This is a genomic window from Klebsiella sp. 141153 (assembly GCF_032601995.1).
Taxonomy (GTDB): Bacteria; Pseudomonadota; Gammaproteobacteria; order Enterobacterales; family Enterobacteriaceae; genus Klebsiella; species Klebsiella aerogenes.
This window is the reverse complement of the sequence record NZ_JAQIRJ010000017.1, coordinates 40499-57230: the sequence shown is the minus strand read 5'-3', so window position 1 is coordinate 57230 and position 16732 is coordinate 40499. Positions and strand designations below refer to the sequence as shown.

The 16732-nt window shown below is 55.8% G+C and carries 15 protein-coding genes; 10 read left to right on the top strand and 5 right to left on the bottom strand.

Going from position 1 to position 16732, the window contains the following annotated elements; all coding sequences use genetic code 11:
* Nucleotides 1-25: 25 nt before the first annotated feature.
* On the bottom strand, nt 26-1303 hold the full coding sequence (locus tag PGS10_RS24030; protein ID WP_047045843.1) for a serine dehydratase subunit alpha family protein: 1278 nt from the start codon (nt 1301-1303) through the stop codon (nt 26-28).
* A 364-nt stretch (nt 1304-1667) separates the two neighbouring features.
* On the opposite strand from PGS10_RS24030, the gene psiE reads away from it, so the two are divergent.
* Entirely contained in the window at nt 1668-2078 is a 411-nt protein-coding gene (gene psiE, locus PGS10_RS24025; protein ID WP_015368775.1) for a phosphate-starvation-inducible protein PsiE, read from the top strand.
* 193 nt (nt 2079-2271) lie between these two features.
* On the opposite strand, the gene malG is transcribed toward psiE, so the two are convergent.
* From malG to malE, 3 genes are all read right to left on the bottom strand, one after another.
* The gene (gene malG / locus PGS10_RS24020) at nt 2272-3162 is read right to left on the bottom strand and encodes a maltose ABC transporter permease MalG (protein WP_015368774.1); all 891 of its coding nucleotides are present in this window, start codon (nt 3160-3162) and stop codon (nt 2272-2274) included.
* A 14-nt stretch (nt 3163-3176) separates the two neighbouring features.
* Nucleotides 3177-4721 (bottom strand): maltose ABC transporter permease MalF, encoded by a 1545-nt coding sequence (malF, locus tag PGS10_RS24015; protein WP_045396803.1) that lies wholly within the window; start codon nt 4719-4721, stop codon nt 3177-3179.
* Nucleotides 4722-4850: 129 nt separating this feature from the next.
* Nucleotides 4851-6041, bottom strand: coding sequence for a maltose/maltodextrin ABC transporter substrate-binding protein MalE (gene malE / locus PGS10_RS24010; RefSeq protein ID WP_047045849.1), 1191 nt, complete (start codon nt 6039-6041; stop codon nt 4851-4853).
* A gap of 27 nt (nt 6042-6068) precedes the next feature.
* On the opposite strand from malE, the gene PGS10_RS24005 reads away from it, so the two are divergent.
* The 6 genes from PGS10_RS24005 (at nt 6069) to ubiA (ending at nt 11542) form a co-directional block, all read left to right on the top strand.
* Nucleotides 6069-6245 (top strand): hypothetical protein, encoded by a 177-nt coding sequence (locus PGS10_RS24005; RefSeq protein WP_015368771.1) that lies wholly within the window; start codon nt 6069-6071, stop codon nt 6243-6245.
* A 166-nt stretch (nt 6246-6411) separates the two neighbouring features.
* Nucleotides 6412-7521: a maltose/maltodextrin ABC transporter ATP-binding protein MalK gene (malK, locus tag PGS10_RS24000; RefSeq protein WP_015368770.1), complete on the top strand. Its 1110-nt coding sequence runs from the start codon at nt 6412-6414 to the stop codon at nt 7519-7521.
* 99 nt (nt 7522-7620) lie between these two features.
* On the top strand, nt 7621-8919 hold the full coding sequence (locus tag PGS10_RS23995; protein ID WP_015704036.1) for a maltoporin: 1299 nt from the start codon (nt 7621-7623) through the stop codon (nt 8917-8919).
* 107 nt (nt 8920-9026) lie between these two features.
* A complete protein-coding gene (gene malM, locus PGS10_RS23990; RefSeq protein WP_045396796.1) occupies nt 9027-9974 on the top strand; it encodes a maltose operon protein MalM in 948 nt (315 codons plus the stop codon).
* Nucleotides 9975-10162: 188 nt separating this feature from the next.
* Nucleotides 10163-10660, top strand: a complete 498-nt coding sequence (ubiC, locus tag PGS10_RS23985; protein WP_015704038.1) for a chorismate lyase — start codon at nt 10163-10165, stop codon at nt 10658-10660.
* 12 nt (nt 10661-10672) lie between these two features.
* On the top strand, nt 10673-11542 hold the full coding sequence (gene ubiA / locus PGS10_RS23980) for a 4-hydroxybenzoate octaprenyltransferase (protein WP_045396790.1): 870 nt from the start codon (nt 10673-10675) through the stop codon (nt 11540-11542).
* A gap of 51 nt (nt 11543-11593) precedes the next feature.
* On the opposite strand, the gene plsB is transcribed toward ubiA, so the two are convergent.
* The gene (gene plsB, locus PGS10_RS23975) at nt 11594-14017 is read right to left on the bottom strand and encodes a glycerol-3-phosphate 1-O-acyltransferase PlsB (protein WP_045396787.1); all 2424 of its coding nucleotides are present in this window, start codon (nt 14015-14017) and stop codon (nt 11594-11596) included.
* Nucleotides 14018-14147: 130 nt separating this feature from the next.
* Between plsB and PGS10_RS23970 the strand changes: the two genes are divergently transcribed.
* From PGS10_RS23970 to dinF, 3 genes are all read left to right on the top strand, one after another.
* Nucleotides 14148-14516, top strand: a complete 369-nt coding sequence (locus PGS10_RS23970; protein WP_045396782.1) for a diacylglycerol kinase — start codon at nt 14148-14150, stop codon at nt 14514-14516.
* Between the two features lie 122 nt (nt 14517-14638).
* The gene (gene lexA, locus PGS10_RS23965) at nt 14639-15247 is read left to right on the top strand and encodes a transcriptional repressor LexA (protein WP_015704040.1); all 609 of its coding nucleotides are present in this window, start codon (nt 14639-14641) and stop codon (nt 15245-15247) included.
* A gap of 70 nt (nt 15248-15317) precedes the next feature.
* Nucleotides 15318-16643, top strand: a complete 1326-nt coding sequence (gene dinF, locus PGS10_RS23960) for an MATE family efflux transporter DinF (RefSeq protein WP_047045853.1) — start codon at nt 15318-15320, stop codon at nt 16641-16643.
* The last annotated feature ends 89 nt before the right edge of the window (nt 16644-16732 follow it).

The following is a 16732-nucleotide window of genomic DNA, read 5'->3' as shown; positions in this document are numbered from 1 at the left end:
GAATGTTCAGGCCCGTTAAATATTGTTATTTAGCGACCATGATACTGATAATTTCTTTATCTGTGAGGGTCATTGGTTTAATCACCAGGCGGCACAGGTTATTAATAGTCTGCTCGACATCAGCGCAGACAATACCGTCATTGGCGCCAGCGCAGCTATTTTGCATTGCCATCAGTACGGCCTTAAAGGCGCTGGATACCACAGATGAGACTTTCATCGCACAGCTATTAGAGGCGCCATCACAAATCATGCCGGTAATATCGCTGACCATATTAATAATCGCGGTATTAATGGTGTTGATGTCGCGAGTAAATAGCCAGGCCATCCCGGCGGCGGCACCCATGGCGGCGGTTGAGGCCGCGCATAGCGCAGATAAGCGCGTATAACGAGAATGAATTGAGATGGCAGTGAGATGAGATAGAGACAAAGCGCGCGCCAGGGTCTCTTCATCGGCGCCGAGATGCTCAGCAACCACCACTACCGGCATGGTTGCCGTAATGCCCTGATTGCCTGAGCCGAAGTTAGACATTGCGACCACCGGCGCGCCGCCCATGCGGGCATCTGAAGCGGCGACGGTGTTGATGATCACCTTGCTTAACAGATCGTTGCTCATCAGGCCGTTTTTCACTGCGTCAGAAAAGGTACCGTTAATGTTCAGGCCATATTTTTTGGTTTTGCCTTCTGCCGCCAGCGCGGAGTTTAAGCGCGCGGCTTCGAGAATAAAGCGAATATCATTAAAGTCGACGCTATTAATAAAGCCGTAAGCCTGTTGTAGCGAAAAATTGGACAGCGTTTCGTGCCGGGCGCTTGCATTCTGTTTTTCGCTTAGTGGCTGCGGCTGGTCATTAATATAAAGTTCGACCACGTTAGTGTGGGTTCCTTTTACTACGACACGACAGGTGTTTTCGCCATCAGAGAGAGTTAGATCCAGATGAATAAAGTCCGGGGTCTCTTTGACGGTAATATCAACGGCATGATTGGCGATCAGCTTCTGTGCCATTTCGACGTGTAGCGGGGTGATATCTTCCAGCGTTTTTAATCCCTTTTGCGGATCGCCGCCAAATGCGCCAATTGCGGCGGCCAGCGCTACACCGCAAACGGTGGTGCCGGGAATAGTAACACCCATCGCGTTTTTATAGAGATTGGCGGAAATAAAACCGCTAATTCTGGTGCAAGGCTGATCCAGATATTGTGCGGCGTAGGCTGCAGCGAAGGAAATAGCGACGGGTTCAGTACAACCTAACGCTGGGGCAACTTCTTGTTTGAGCCATTTGATATACAGGGATGCGTTATCGGTTTTCATAATGATTTAATGTCCAAAATTAAATTTTATTCAACTGCGATAATGCTAAGACAATGGATAAGAAAAATCTTACCCTAATAACCATGTAAATAATGCGGATTTTAGAAAATTTTTATCTTGTGAGAATTTTTAAGATATAACTGTTTTAAATGGTAAATGTTTTAATTTTCAATAAGTTGGTTGGTTTTGTTTTAAGCGTAACGGATGATTTGGTTAACTTGCTCACAGCATTGCAGGAAGTAAAATTTTCTCTTAGTTGCATTTACCGCGTTGAAGGACCGATGCTGCTCGCAAAGCGAAGTAGATCTGGATCACACTTTTGCGCTATACAGATCAATAACGTTCATGCATTTGAGGTGTCACTATGCCGTCGGTATATCGTCCGCTGGTTAATTTTGTTGCGAAGGCCATGCAGGCCGTATTGAACCTGGCGCTATTGTGCCTGGGAATTATTCTGGTGGTGTTCCTGGGAAAGGAGACCCTGCATCTGGCGCACGTGCTGTTTACGCCGGAGCCGGTGAGTAAGTACAAGCTGGTCGAAGGGCTGGTGGTCTATTTTCTCTACTTCGAATTTATCGCGTTGATTGTGAAATACTTTGAGTCCGGTTTTCACTTCCCGCTGCGTTATTTCGTCTATATCGGTATTACGGCGATTGTGCGGCTTATTATCGTCGACCATGAGTCGCCGATGGCGGTGCTGATTTACTCTGCGGCGATCCTTATCCTGGTGATTACCCTGTGGTTGTGTAATTCCAACCGCCTGAAACGGGAATAAAAAAAGCGGCCTCCAGGGCCGCTTGACCGACAATCACAAATGAAATTTATGTAGGGTCCAGTAGAGGATTGCAGTGGCATTTGCCCTACTTTTTCAGGGAGAGGTGGGCTGCCGTACCCGGTTGGGGTCGGGTACCACATCCCACCCTCGCTGAAATTTGGGGCGGTAAAACAAGGGTCTAACATGATGAAACTTAACCTTTCACCCCGCCCGCCGTCAGGCCGTTAACCAACCAACGCTGAGCCAGCAGGAAGACGACGGTAATCGGAATCGCCGACAGTACCGCCGCCGCGGCGAAGTCGCCCCACAGGTAGTTCTGCGGATTGAGATACTGCTGCATCCCGACCGCCAGGGTATAGCTGTTCACATCGCGCAGCAGCAACGAGGCCACCGGCACTTCGGTAATCGCGGCGATGAACGACAGAATAAACACGACCGCCAGAATCGGCACCGACAGCGGCAGCAGCACCAGGCGGAAGGCCTGCCACGGAGTGGCGCCATCCAGTGCGGCCGCTTCTTCCAGTGAACCATCGATAGTTTCGAAGTAGCCCTTAATCGTCCAGACGTGCAGCGCGATACCGCCCATATAGGCGAAGATCACCCCGCCGTGAGTGTTGAGGCCGACGAAAGGCAGATACTGACCGAGGCGGTCGAACAACGCATACAGCGCCACCAACGACAGTACCGCCGGGAACATCTGGAAAATCAGCATCCCTTTGAGCAGCGTCGCTTTGCCCGGGAAGCGCATACGGGCGAAAGCATAAGCGCAGGTGGTGGAGAGGGCGACGATGCCGATCGCGGTAATCCCGGCGACCTTAATTGAGTTCCACAGCCACAGCAGCACCGGGAACGGCGGCGGCGTTACCCGGCCATCGGCGTGTTCGACGCTGAAGCCTAATGCCAGACGCCAGTGCTCCCAGGAGATGGTATCCGGGATCAGGCTGCCGGTCGCGAAATTGCCTTCGCGCAGTGAGATAGCGATAACCATCAGCAGCGGGAACATAATCGCGGCGATAAAAATCAGTAACAGAAGATGCGTAGTGAAGAGACGCAGTTTTTGAGATTTAGGTTGGACCATAGCCATTATCGTTATCTCCCTTAATCAAACTTCATGCGCGTGGCTTTTAGATTCACAATCGCTAACGCCCCAACCAGCAGGAAGATAAGCGTGGCGATAGCCGCCGCCAGGCCGAAGTCCTGACCGCCGCCGCCTTCAAAGGCGATGCGATAGGTGTAGCTCACCAGCAGGTCGGTATAACCGGCCGGGGTGGTGGTGCCGAGACGGTCCGGGCCACCGTTGGTCAACAGTTGAATCAGTACGAAGTTGTTAAAGTTAAAGGCGAAGCTGGCAATCATCAGCGGCGTGAGCGGCTTGATCAGCAGCGGTAGCGTAATTTTAAAGAAGTTCTGGAACGGACCCGCGCCATCCATCGCCGACGCCTCGTACAGATCGTCCGGAATCGCCTTCAGCAGCCCCATGCACAGGATCATCATGTACGGGTAGCCCAGCCAGGTGTTGACGATGATAATCATCGTGCGCGCGGTGGTTGGATCGCTAAACCAGGCCGGTTTAATGCCGAACAGCGCGCTCAGCATCATGTTGATTTCACCAAAGCTCTGGTTAAACAGCCCTTTGAAAATCAGGATTGAGATAAATGACGGCACCGCATACGGCAGAATCAACAGCACGCGGTAAATCGCTTTGCCCTTCAACGCTTCCCACTGCACCAGACAGGCCAGCACCATTCCCACGGCGACGGTCAAAATCACCGTCAGCACCGAGAAGACCACGGTCCAGACGAAAATGGCGAAGAACGGTTTCTGGATCCCTTCGTCCTGGAAAACGCGGGTGAAGTTATCCCAGCCGATGGTGACGGTATAACCCGGGCTCAGCTTTTCATTGCCCCAGCTGCCGTCAGCATTGATGGATTGATAAAAGCCGATGTTGTCGTTGGGGCGATATTTCACGCCGCTTTGGTTGTTAGTGAGCGTGCCGTCGTTGGCCAGCGCGTACAGCGGCTGGGTACCGGAGAACTGGCGCAGCGAACTCATAATCACTTTGCTTTCATCCGGCAGCACGGCGGTCAGTTGGTTCAGCGCGGCGCGGTTCTGGGTGATTACGCGTAAATTCGCGCGTTCGCCTTGCGGCAGGACATCGGCTTCTTTTAACGTCAGCTTCTGCTCGCCGCCGAATTTAAAGGCTTCGGAGAGATAATTTTTACCGCTTTCACCGTCCGTCAGCGCCAGCTGCCACTCGTCACCCGCCGGGTAGAGTGAGAAGTTATAGGCTTTGCCGGCCTGGAAAGAACGGTCCATCAGCACCTGCTGGGCACGTTCGAAGGTGAGCTGGTTGGTGCTGCTGTAGTTGGTGAAGGCGATGGCAATAGTACAGATCAGCGGGAACAGAACAAACAGCCCCATCCCGGCGAGACCCGGATAAACATAGCGCCAGGCATAGGCCTTGCGATTGGAAAAGATATACAGGCCAACCGAGCTTAAAATCAGCGTCATGATGGCGAACAGGTACTCCCCCTGGGCGTACATTAAAACAACAAGGTAACCCACCAGCAGGCACAGCAAACCAATCACAGACCATGTGAGTTGCGGGCTTTGCCACCAGTGTTTCTTTTTAACGGCATCCATGGGGATCATCCTCTACAACGTTAAATATCTGTCGACAAAAGTGCCTGATGGCGCTGCGCTTATCCGGCCTACAAGGCGTGTAGGCCGGATAAGGCATTTATGCCACCATCCGGCACGTGTGCGACGGTATTACTTGGTGATACGGCCCTGTGCATCCTTCAGCGCGGCATCGACGGTTTGGCGGCCGCTTGCGGCGTTGATAACCGCGGTACGGACGGCATACCAGAATGCGGACATCTGCGGGATGTTCGGCATGATTTCGCCTTTCTGGGCGTTAGCCATGGTGGCGGCGATACGCGGGTCTTTCTCCAGCTTCTCCTGGAAGGATTTCAGCGCCACGGCGCCCAGCGGTTTATCGTTGTTCACCGCTTCCAGGCCCTGATCGGTCATCAGGTAGTTTTCGAGAAACTCTTTCGCCAGTTCTTTATTCGGGCTGGCGGCGTTAATCCCGGCGCTCAGGACGCCAACGAACGGTTTAGACGGTTTGCCTTTGAAGGTTGGCAGCAGAGTGACGCCGTAGTTAACCTTACCTTTGTCGATGTTCGACCACGCCCACGGACCGTTGATGGTCATCGCGGTTTCGCCTTTGTTGAAAGCCGCTTCCGCGATGGAGTAGTCGGTGTCGGCGTTCATGTGTTTATTCTTAATAAGGTCGACCAGGAAGGTCAGGCCGGCTTTCGCGCCGGCGCTATCAACGCCGACGTTTTTCACGTCGTATTTGCCGTTTTCAAACTTAAACGCGTATCCGCCATCGGCGGCAATCAGCGGCCAGGTGAAGTACGGTTCTTGCAGGTTGAACATCAGCGCGCTCTTACCCTTCGCCTTCAGCTCTTTATCCAGCGCCGGGATCTCTTCCCAGGTTTTCGGCGGGTTCGGGACCAGGTCTTTGTTATAAATCAGCGACAGGGCTTCCACCGCCACCGGGTAAGCGATCAGTTTGCCGTTGTAGCGTACGGCGTCCCAGGTGAACGGATAGAGTTTGTCCTGGAAGGCCTTATCCGGGGTGATTTCCGCCAGCAGGCCGGACTGCGCGTAGCCGCCAAAACGGTCATGCGCCCAGAAAATGATATCCGGGCCGTCGCCGGTGGCAGCAACCTGCGGGAACTTCTCTTCCAGCTTATCCGGATGTTCTACGGAAACTTTAATGCCGGTATCTTTTTCGAACTTTTTACCCACTTCAGCGAGGCCGTTATAGCCTTTATCGCCGTTAATCCAGATAACCAGCTTACCTTCTTCAATTTTTGCGAGGGCAGAGGCGGAAAACATCATCGTCGTCAATGCAGACAGCGCGAGGATGCGAGCGCCAGTTTTGATTTTCATATACCCGTCCTATTTGGTGATGTGCTCGTGGATACACTTGAGTGGTTTAACGCCGATGAGTTTCCTTTTTTAACAACCTCTTTCCATCCTCCCTATGTCTACGCCCCGCCCGCCGTTTATGTGATCCGCATTGCAGAAATGCCGGTAATGGGCCCTGGAGCACATAAAAAAGCCACCGTTTTTGTCGCTTCGATCACGAAATGACGTTGTGCCGGGAACTTCCGGCGGCGAGAGGCGGTTTCTCATCCTCCCGTCTCCTCCCCCATCAAAAACCCGGGGGGTGGAGGATTTGCCAACGTAATGAATGCCGCATAGTCAGCCCATCTTGAATGTGTCTTTAAGTGACAGGTTGTAACGAAGGGAGAAGGGCATGGCGAGCGTACAGCTACGAAATGTAACGAAAGCCTGGGGCGACGTGGTGGTATCTAAAGATATCAATCTCGAGATCCAGGATGGGGAGTTCGTCGTGTTTGTAGGACCGTCGGGCTGCGGCAAATCCACCCTGCTGCGTATGATCGCCGGACTGGAAACGGTCACCAGCGGCGATCTGTTTATTGGCGATACCCGAATGAACGACGTGCCACCCGCCGAGCGCGGCATCGGCATGGTATTCCAGTCATATGCGCTCTATCCCCACCTTTCCGTTGCCGAAAATATGTCTTTTGGCCTGAAGCTGGCCGGGGCGAAAAAAGAGGTGATTAACCAGCGCGTAACTCAAGTCGCTGAGGTCTTACAGCTGGCGCACCTGCTGGAGCGTAAGCCGAAAGCGCTCTCCGGCGGCCAGCGTCAGCGCGTGGCCATCGGCCGTACCCTGGTCGCCGAGCCGCGGGTTTTCCTGCTTGATGAACCCCTGTCCAACCTCGATGCCGCGCTGCGCGTGCAGATGCGTATCGAAATCTCCCGTCTGCATAAGCGCCTCGGTCGTACGATGATTTACGTCACCCACGATCAGGTGGAAGCCATGACCCTGGCCGACAAAATCGTGGTGCTGGACGCCGGCCGCGTCGCGCAGGTCGGAAAACCGCTGGAACTTTATCACTATCCGGCAGACCGCTTTGTCGCGGGCTTTATCGGTTCGCCGAAGATGAACTTCCTGCCGGTCAAAGTCACCGCGACCGCCATCGAACAGGTACAAGTCGAACTACCGAACCGCCAGCAGGTCTGGCTGCCGGTAGACAGCGCTCACGTTCAGGTCGGCGCCAATATGTCTTTGGGCATCCGCCCGGAACACCTGCTGCCGAGCGACATCGCCGATGTCACCCTTGAGGGCGAAGTGCAGGTGGTCGAACAGCTTGGTCACGAAACGCAAATTCATATCCAGATCCCCGCCATCCGTCAGAACCTGGTGTACCGCCAGAATGACGTGGTGTTGGTAGAAGAGGGAGCCACATTCGCCATCGGTTTGCCGCCGGAGCGCTGCCATTTATTCCGTGAGGATGGCACCGCTTGTCGTCGGTTGCATAAAGAGCCGGGCGTATAAGGTTCCCCATTAAAAGAAGACGCGAACCCAGCGCGCAGCCAACCATGCGGCGGCCGACGGGGAAGTGTTCAAAGAAAAGCAATGATCTCAGGAGATAGAATGATGATTACTCTGCGCAAACTTCCACTGGCGGTAGCCGTTGCGGCGGGCGTGATGTCTGCCCAGGCGCTGGCTGTCGATTTCCACGGTTACGCTCGTTCCGGTATTGGCTGGACCGGCAGCGGCGGCGAACAGCAGTGCTTCCAGGCCACCGGCGCTCAAAGTAAATACCGTCTCGGTAACGAATGTGAAACTTACGCTGAACTGAAACTGGGCCAGGAAGTGTGGAAAGAGGGCGATAAGAGCTTCTACTTCGATACCAACGTTGCCTACTCGGTATCGCAGCAGAACGACTGGGAATCTACCAGCCCGGCCTTCCGTGAAGTTAACGTGCAGGGTAAAAACCTGATCGACTGGCTGCCGGGTTCAACCCTGTGGGCTGGTAAGCGCTTCTATCAGCGTCATGACGTTCACATGATCGACTTCTACTACTGGGATATTTCCGGTCCTGGCGCCGGTATCGAAAACATCGATCTGGGCTTCGGTAAACTCTCTCTGGCCGCCACTCGTTCTTCTGAATCCGGCGGCTCGGCAACCTATGCTGACCGCGATCCGCTGACTGGCGAACGCGTTTATGATCATCTGGTACCGAACGACGTCTTCGACGTGCGTTTAGCGCAGATGGAAACCAACCCGGGCGGTACGCTGGAGCTGGGCGTGGACTATGGTCACACCAACGTGCCGGATGACTACTACCTGCAGCCGGATGCATCGAAAGATGGCTGGATGTTCACCGCTGAACATACCCAGAGCATCCTGAAAGGCTACAACAAATTTGTTCTGCAGTACGCGACCGATGCCATGACCTCCAACGGTAAAGGCGTACCGCAGGGCGGCAGCATTAATAACGATGGTTCCATGTGGCGTGTGCTTGACCACGGCGCGGTCTCTCTGGCGGACGATTGGGACATGATGTACGTCGCCATGTACCAGGACGTCAACCTGGACAACAACAACGGTACCAAATGGTGGACCGTCGGCGTACGTCCTATGTACAAATGGACGCCGATCATGAGCACCCTGCTGGAAGTCGGCTACGACAACGTCAAATCGCAGAAAACCGGCGACAGCAACAACCAGTACAAAATCACCCTGGCGCAACAGTGGCAGGCGGGCGACAGCATCTGGTCCCGTCCGGCAATTCGTCTGTTCGCCACCTACGCGAAGTGGGATGAGAAGTGGGGTTACACCGATAGCGGCGTCGCCATGCGCGATACCTCTGGTACCGGTATCAACACTTCCAGCCGCGGCGACGACGATGAGTGGACCTTCGGCGCCCAGATGGAAATCTGGTGGTAATGCTATCCGCATCATGATGAGTAAAAGAGGGGCATCAGCCCCTCTATTTTCGGCCCAGCGCGCTATTGCCTGGCTAACGCTCGGCCATAGGAATTGAGGTGATAACAATGAATATGAAGAAAAGTCTCGTTGCCCTCTGCCTGTCCGCCGGCCTGCTGGCCAGCGTACCCGCAGTCAGTTTTGCTGATGTCAATTTCGTGCCGCAGAATACCTCTGCCGCGCCGTCCATCCCGGCCTCCTCGCTGCAGCAGCTGACCTGGACGCCGGTCGATCAATCGAAAACCCAAACCTCTAAAGTGGCGATCGCCGGTCAAACGTTGAATGTTCCCGGTATCGCCGGGCCGGTGGTGGCCTATAGCGTACCGGCCAATATCGGCGAGTTAACCCTGACGCTGACCAGCGAAGTCGACAAACAGACCAGCGTCTATGCGCCAAACGTGCTGATCCTCGATCAGAGCATGACGCCGTCCGCCTTCTTCCCGAGCAGCTATTTCACTTATCTGGAGCCGGGCGTGATGAGCGCCGACCGCCTGGAAGGGGTAATGCGCCTGACGCCGGCGCTGGGACAGCAGAAAATTTATGTGCTGGTGTTTACCACTCCGCAGGATCTGCAGCAGACCACCAAATTAATCGACCCGGCGAAAGCCTACGCGAAAGGCACCGGTAACGCGGTGCCGGACATTCCGGATCCGATCGCTAAACATACCACTGACGGCACCTTGAGCCTGAAGGTGAAAACGTCTTCGAGTTCCAGCGTGCTGGTGGGGCCGCTGTTTGGGTCTTCCGGCCCGGGCCCGGTGACCGTCGGCAATACCGCGGCGCCGGTCTATAACGCCCCGGCCGCTGCGCCTGTTGTCGCGCCGGTCGCTGCCGCCCCAGCGGCGAAAAGCGAACCGATGCTTGACGATACCGAAACCTACTTCAACAACGGTATCAAGAAAGCGGTTAAACAAGGCGATATCGATAAAGCCCTTAAATTGATGAACGAAGCTGAACGTCTCGGCTCGAAATCTGCTCGTTCCACCTTTATCAGCAGTGTAAAAGGCAAGGGGTGACCGTCTCCCCGCAATGCTGATGTTTAGGCACAGCCTTTAGGTGCGTCCGCCTGGACGCACTTTTTTTTCTCGCGCAGCGGCAACTGTTGCATGCCTGTTGCGCGGATGATCGTATATTGACGTTTGCCCGCCCTCAAAACGCTATTCTGCGATACAATGCCTGCACGTTTTGTACCGGAGAATCAGGCATGCCACATCCTGCGCTTACGCAACTGCGTGCGCTGCGCTATTTTGCCGCCATACCCGAGCTGGACGCGCCGCTGCGCGACTGGCTGTTGCTGGAAGACTCAATGACCAAGCGCTTTGAGCAACAAGGGAAAAAGGTCACCGTGACCATGATTAACGAAGGTTTCGTCGGACGCGACGCGCTGGCGGGCGAAGAAGCCCTATTGCCGGAAGAAGCGCGTTATTGGCTACGGGAAATCATTCTTTGCGCCGATGGCGAACCCTGGCTTGCCGGTCGTACCCTCGTGCCGGAATCGACGCTATGCGGCCCGGAATTAGCCCTGCAGCAGTTGGGGCAGACGCCGCTGGGCCGGTATCTGTTTACGTCGTCGACGTTAACCCGTGATTTTATTGAGATTGGCCGTAGTGCACAGCTGTGGGGGCGACGTTCCCGTCTCCGGCTGAGCGGCAAACCGCTGCTGCTGACAGAGCTTTTTCTGCCTGCATCGCCATTGTATTAAGAGGAAGAGAAAATGGAGTGGAGTCTGACGCAGAATAAGCTGTTGGCGTTTCACCGCCTGATGCGTACTGACAAACCAATCGGCGCGCTATTGCTGCTGTGGCCGACGCTGTGGGCGCTATGGGTGGCATCACCCGGGGTGCCACCGCTGTGGATACTGGCGGTATTTGTCGCTGGCGTCTGGTTGATGCGCGCCGCCGGCTGCGTGGTGAATGACTATGCCGACCGTAAATTTGATGGTCACGTTAAGCGTACGGCTCGTCGCCCGCTACCAAGCGGCGAGGTCACCGAAAAAGAAGCGCGCATATTGTTCGCGGTACTGGTGGGGCTCTCCTTCTTGCTGGTGTTGACGCTCAATACCATGACCATCCTGCTGTCGGTTGCGGCGCTGGCGCTAGCCTGGGTCTACCCCTTTATGAAGCGCTATACCCATCTGCCGCAGGTAGTGCTGGGCGCGGCCTTTGGCTGGTCGATCCCGATGGCTTTCTCGGCGGTAAGTGAAGCGCTGCCGCTCAGCTGCTGGCTGATGTTCCTCGCCAATATTTTGTGGGCGGTAGCCTACGATACCCAGTATGCGATGGTCGATCGCGACGATGATGTCAAAATTGGCATTAAGTCGACGGCGATTTTGTTCGGTGAAAACGATCGTTTGATTATCGGTATTCTGCAGGTTGCCGTGCTGGTATTGATGGGCGCGGTGGGCTGGCTGAATGGGCTGAACTGGGAATTCTACTGGTCGCTGTTTATCGCGGCGGGATTGTTTGTCTGGCAGCAGAAGCTTATCTTCAAGCGCGAACGCGATAACTGCTTCAAAGCGTTTATGAATAATAACTACGTTGGGCTGGTGCTGTTTCTCGGTCTGGCGATGAGTTATCTGCAGTAAATCCTTCTTTCCCCGACTCGCGTCGCGAGCCGGGGAACAGAAGCCGCAACGTTATGCGTCGTCCTGAGCGGCGCTTTCAATCGTCAAACGTACATCCGACGTAATCAAATCCGCCAGCATCTGGTAGACCTTCAGGGTCTCTGCCGGCTCGGCATCGCCGGTATCGCTGATGTAGCCTTCGTCACGCAGGGTCAGCACCAGAGTACTGAACACCGCCTTATCGAAGAACTCCGGCGCGTTGATACCGTGCAGTACCGACAGACGCTGCGCCATGGTGCGGCTTTCTTTCTCAAGCGTACTGCGGTTGATGGACGGGTTGGCGCTCAACAACCAGAAGGTGATCGCGTAGCGCTGTAACGTCTCACGCGCGCCGGCGGCCAACAGCTGCAGGGAACGAGAGTGCGCCGGGTTGACGCTCATCTCATCGCCATTCAGCACCACCAGGCCCTGACGCTGCATCTCTGCCATCAGCGCATCGATAACGCCCGCCAGCTCCTCTTTTTCCCAGCGCAGGAACAGCTCGGCTTTCAGGAACGGATAGAACATCTCGACATGACGCAGCACTTCGCTACGGGTGATGCGGCGATGTTGGGTCACGATAGCGGCCAGCAGCGACGGCATCACCAGCATATGGGCGATGTTGTTGCGATAGTAGGTCATCAGCACCGCCTGCTCGCGCGGCAGGATGATGATATCGCCGATGGTGTCTTTCTCGACTTCGAACTTGTTCATCTGCAGCGCGTGGTCGATAAGCTCGCCGGCGGAAGCCGTCGGCGCGGTCGAATCGGTGGAGTACGGCACGTTACGCAGCAGGTCGAGGTAGCAATCCAACTGCTGGGTCAGCTGCTCACGGGTCAAAGAACGCTGACGCGACGCCAGAAGCGCCGTACAGCACAGGTTCATGGCGTTGGCCGCCCCGGCATTGTTGATGCGCACCATCAGATCGGCGGCGATATTATTCACCGTCGGCGTCAGCCAGGAAGGGCGGACGGCTTCGATAGGATCGATGGCTTCGCGCCATTCCGGCACGTGCTGATTGAGGTAGGTCATCAGCGGCAGCGGTTCGCCGAAGTTAACGTAGCCCTGGCCGAGATTACGCAGTTTGCTGAGGCCGCGCACCATCTGCGGCAGGCTCTCTTTTTCTTTTGTCGCGCCGCGCAGCTCTTTGGCGTAGGTACCGACTTCCATCACGTGCTCGTAGCCGATATAAATCGGCACCAGGGTGATGGGGCGGCTACCGCCGCGCAGCATCGCCTGGATAGTCATCGACAGGGTGCCGGTTTTCGGATCCAGCAGACGGCCGGTACGGGAACGCCCGCCTTCGACGAAGTATTCCACCGAATAGCCACGGCTGAACAGCTCGCCAAGATATTCGCGGAATACCGTGGAGTAGAGCTTGTTGCCCTTAAAGGTACGGCGAATAAAGAAAGCGCCCAGACGGCGGAAAATCGGCCCGGCCGGCCAGAAGTTGAGGTTTATGCCGGCGGCGATATGCGGCGGCACTAGCCCCTGATGATAAAGCACATAAGAGAGCAGCAGGTAGTCCATGTGGCTACGGTGACAGGGCACATAGACAATCTCATGGCCGTCATGCGCCAGCTGGCGTACGCGCTCGGCGTTATGCACGTTAATCCCCTGATACAGACGGTTCCAGGTGAAGCCGAGAATACGGTCAGTCAGGCGGATCATTTCATAAGAGAAGTTAGCGGCAATCTCTTCCATCAGCGCGATGGCGTTCTGCTGGGCCTTCTCGTGAGAAATCTTCTTGCTGCGCGCTTCATCTTCTACCGCGCGGGCGATAGCTTTCGATGCCAGCAGCTTATTGAAGAGATCCTGGCGGGCAGGGAGACGCGGGCCGACGGCGGCCAGACGTTGACGGGCGAAGTGCATACGCGCCACGCGGGCCAGCTTCTGGGCGATGATTTTATCGGTACCGTGCTCATCCGCCATGCGGCGCAGAGAGACAGAAGGCGAGAAACGCACGAAGCTATCGCGGCCAAGCCAGGAGACGGCGAAGAATTTCTGAATACCGTTAAGCATGCGTAGCGGCGGATTCTCTTCGCCTTTTTCGCGACCCGGGGCGCGGCCGAACATCACCGAGACCGGCACCATTTGCACGTCAAGATCGGGATGATTACGGTGCAGATCCAGGTAGTCGTGGAACAGCTTAATGGACTCTTCTTTCGGCGTGTAGTAGGTAAACACGCGCGGGCCGCCGTGGATGAAAACGTAGCGCGGCAGCAGGGTGCCGTCGATTTCCAGTGGTTCAAAAGGGTCGGGTAAGTCATGCGCCAGGCACTGGGCGCGCAGGGTCAGCAGGTCCGCCTTGGAGTTATAAGGCAAGACGTACATTATCGGACGCGAGGTATCGAGCCCTAATTCCTGAGCAGGTTCTGCCGGAATAGACTTGCTTTTTACCAGCACCCGTAATGGTAAATTCAGTAATTTATAGTAAATTCGTTGCCAGCCGGACATAAACGATGTGAAGCCTCTGGTTAATCATGCAAATGCGCGGCAAGAATAACAGAAAGCGTACAAAATTTCCGTTGTCACACGGCAAACACGTACACTCAGCGACGTCATTTACATTAAAAGGTTCTTTTTGATGGCCAATAATACCACTGGGTTAACCAGAATCATTAAAGCAGCAGGTTATTCCTGGAAAGGTTTCCGCGCGGCGTGGGTGAACGAAGCCGCTTTCCGGCAGGAAGGCGTCGCCGCCATTGTGGCCGTGGCGATAGCCTGCTGGCTGGATGTCGATATCATTACGCGAGTCCTGCTCATTGGCTCGGTCCTGTTAGTGATGATAGTCGAAATTCTTAACAGCGCGATTGAAGCGGTGGTTGACCGTATCGGGCCTGAGCATCATGAGCTTTCCGGGCGCGCCAAGGATATGGGCTCGGCGGCGGTACTGCTGGCGATAATCATCGCGTTGATCACCTGGACTATGCTGTTGTGGTCGCATTACCGCTAAGTCTTGTCGGCAACGCTCGCAAAACGCAAAGAATCTCCTGATTTTTATATGATATGTGGTTCCAAAATCACCATTAGCTGTATATACTCACAGCATAACTGTATATACACCCAGGGGGCGGAATGAAAGCGTTAACGACCAGGCAGCAAGAGGTGTTTGATCTCATCCGGGATCACATCAGCCAAACGGGCATGCCGCCGACGCGTGCGGAAATTGCTCAGCGCTTGGGGTTCCGTTCCCCAAACGCGGCGGAAGAACACCTCAAAGCGCTGGCGCGTAAAGGCGCGATTGAAATCGTCTCCGGCGCTTCACGCGGCATTCGTCTGCTGACGGAAGAAGAACACGGACTGCCGCTGATCGGCCGCGTCGCCGCAGGCGAACCGCTGCTGGCGCAGCAGCATATTGAAGGTCACTACCAGGTTGACCCGGCGATGTTTAAACCAAATGCCGACTTCCTGCTGCGCGTTAGCGGGATGTCAATGAAAGACATCGGTATCCTCGACGGCGATCTGCTGGCGGTGCATAAAACTCAGGACGTGCGTAACGGCCAGGTCGTCGTCGCGCGTATCGATGAAGAAGTCACCGTAAAACGTCTGAAAAAGCAGGGCAACGTCGTTGAACTGCTGCCGGAAAACAGCGAGTTTTCCCCGATCGTCGTCGATCTGCGCCAGCAGAGCTTCACCATTGAAGGTCTGGCCGTCGGCGTGATCCGTAACGGTGAGTGGCTGTAACTCCCGTCCTAACGCAGCGTCATCATGATGCATGACGCTGCGATGTTCCTCCTCTGTCTGGTCCCTCTTCATGCTGCTCAACGCCGCCGATAAAGCACTGTGGCGCCTCGCGCTACCGATGATTTTCTCGAACATTACCGTTCCGCTGTTGGGGCTGGTCGATACCGCCGTTGTCGGCCATCTTGATAGCCCCGTATACCTTGGCGGCGTCGCCGTCGGCGCGACGGCCACCAGTTTCCTCTTTATGCTGCTGTTGTTCCTGCGAATGAGCACCACTGGCTTAACCGCTCAGGCCTACGGCGCCAAAGATCCGCAGCGGCTGGCGCGCGCTCTGGTGCAACCGCTGATCCTGGCGCTGGCCGCCGGGCTGCTCATTGTTCTGTTCCGCATGCCGCTCATTGACCTCGCGCTACATATTGTCGGCGGGAGCGAGGCGGTACTGGAGCAGGCCAGACGGTTCCTCGAAATCCGCTGGCTCAGCGCCCCGGCGTCGTTGGCTAACCTGGTGCTGTTAGGGTGGCTGCTTGGCGTCCAGTACGCTCGCGCCCCGGTGATCCTGCTGGTGGTCGGCAACTTGCTGAATATCGTGCTCGATCTGTGGCTGGTGATGGGGCTGCATATGAACGTGCAGGGTGCGGCACTGGCGACGGCGCTGTCGGAATACGCTACCTTTATCATCGGCCTGCTGATGGCGAAACGGGTGCTGGCGCTGCGCGGCGTGACGCTTGCCATGTTGAAGGAAGCCTGGCGCGGCAATATGCGGCGCCTGCTGGCGCTTAATCGCGACATCATGCTGCGTTCGCTGCTACTGCAGCTCTGTTTTGGCGCCATCACCGTCTTCGGCGCCCGTCTTGGCAGCGACGTGGTGGCGGTCAATGCGGTACTGATGACCATGCTGACCTTTACCGCTTACGCGCTGGACGGTTTTGCCTATGCCGTCGAAGCCCATTCCGGACAGGCTTACGGCGCGCGTGACGGTAGCCAACTGCTGGAAGTCTGGCGCGCGGCCTGTCGGCAGTCGGGAATGGTCGCGCTGGCGTTCGCGTTAATCTACAGCGTGGCCGGTGAGCATATCATCGCGCTATTGACCTCTATCCCATCATTGCAGCAGCTGGCCGACCGCTATCTGTTCTGGCAGATGATCCTGCCGGTGATTGGCGTCTGGTGTTATCTGCTGGATGGCATGTTTATCGGCGCGACGCGCGGCGCGGAGATGCGTAATAGCATGGCGGTGGCCGCTGCGGGATTTGCGGTGACGCTGCTCTCTGTGCCCGTACTCGGCAACCACGGCCTGTGGCTGGCGCTGGCCGTGTTCCTGGCTTTGCGTGGGCTTTCGCTGGCGCTCATCTGGCGCCGCCACTGGCAGCGTGGCACCTGGTTTAATTCACCCTCCTGAATGCAAATAGCCCGGCCGAGCGCAGCGCGAGCCGGGAAAATTCTCCCTGCGTGTTCAATTGGCCTGATGGTTAAAAATTCCGAATAACG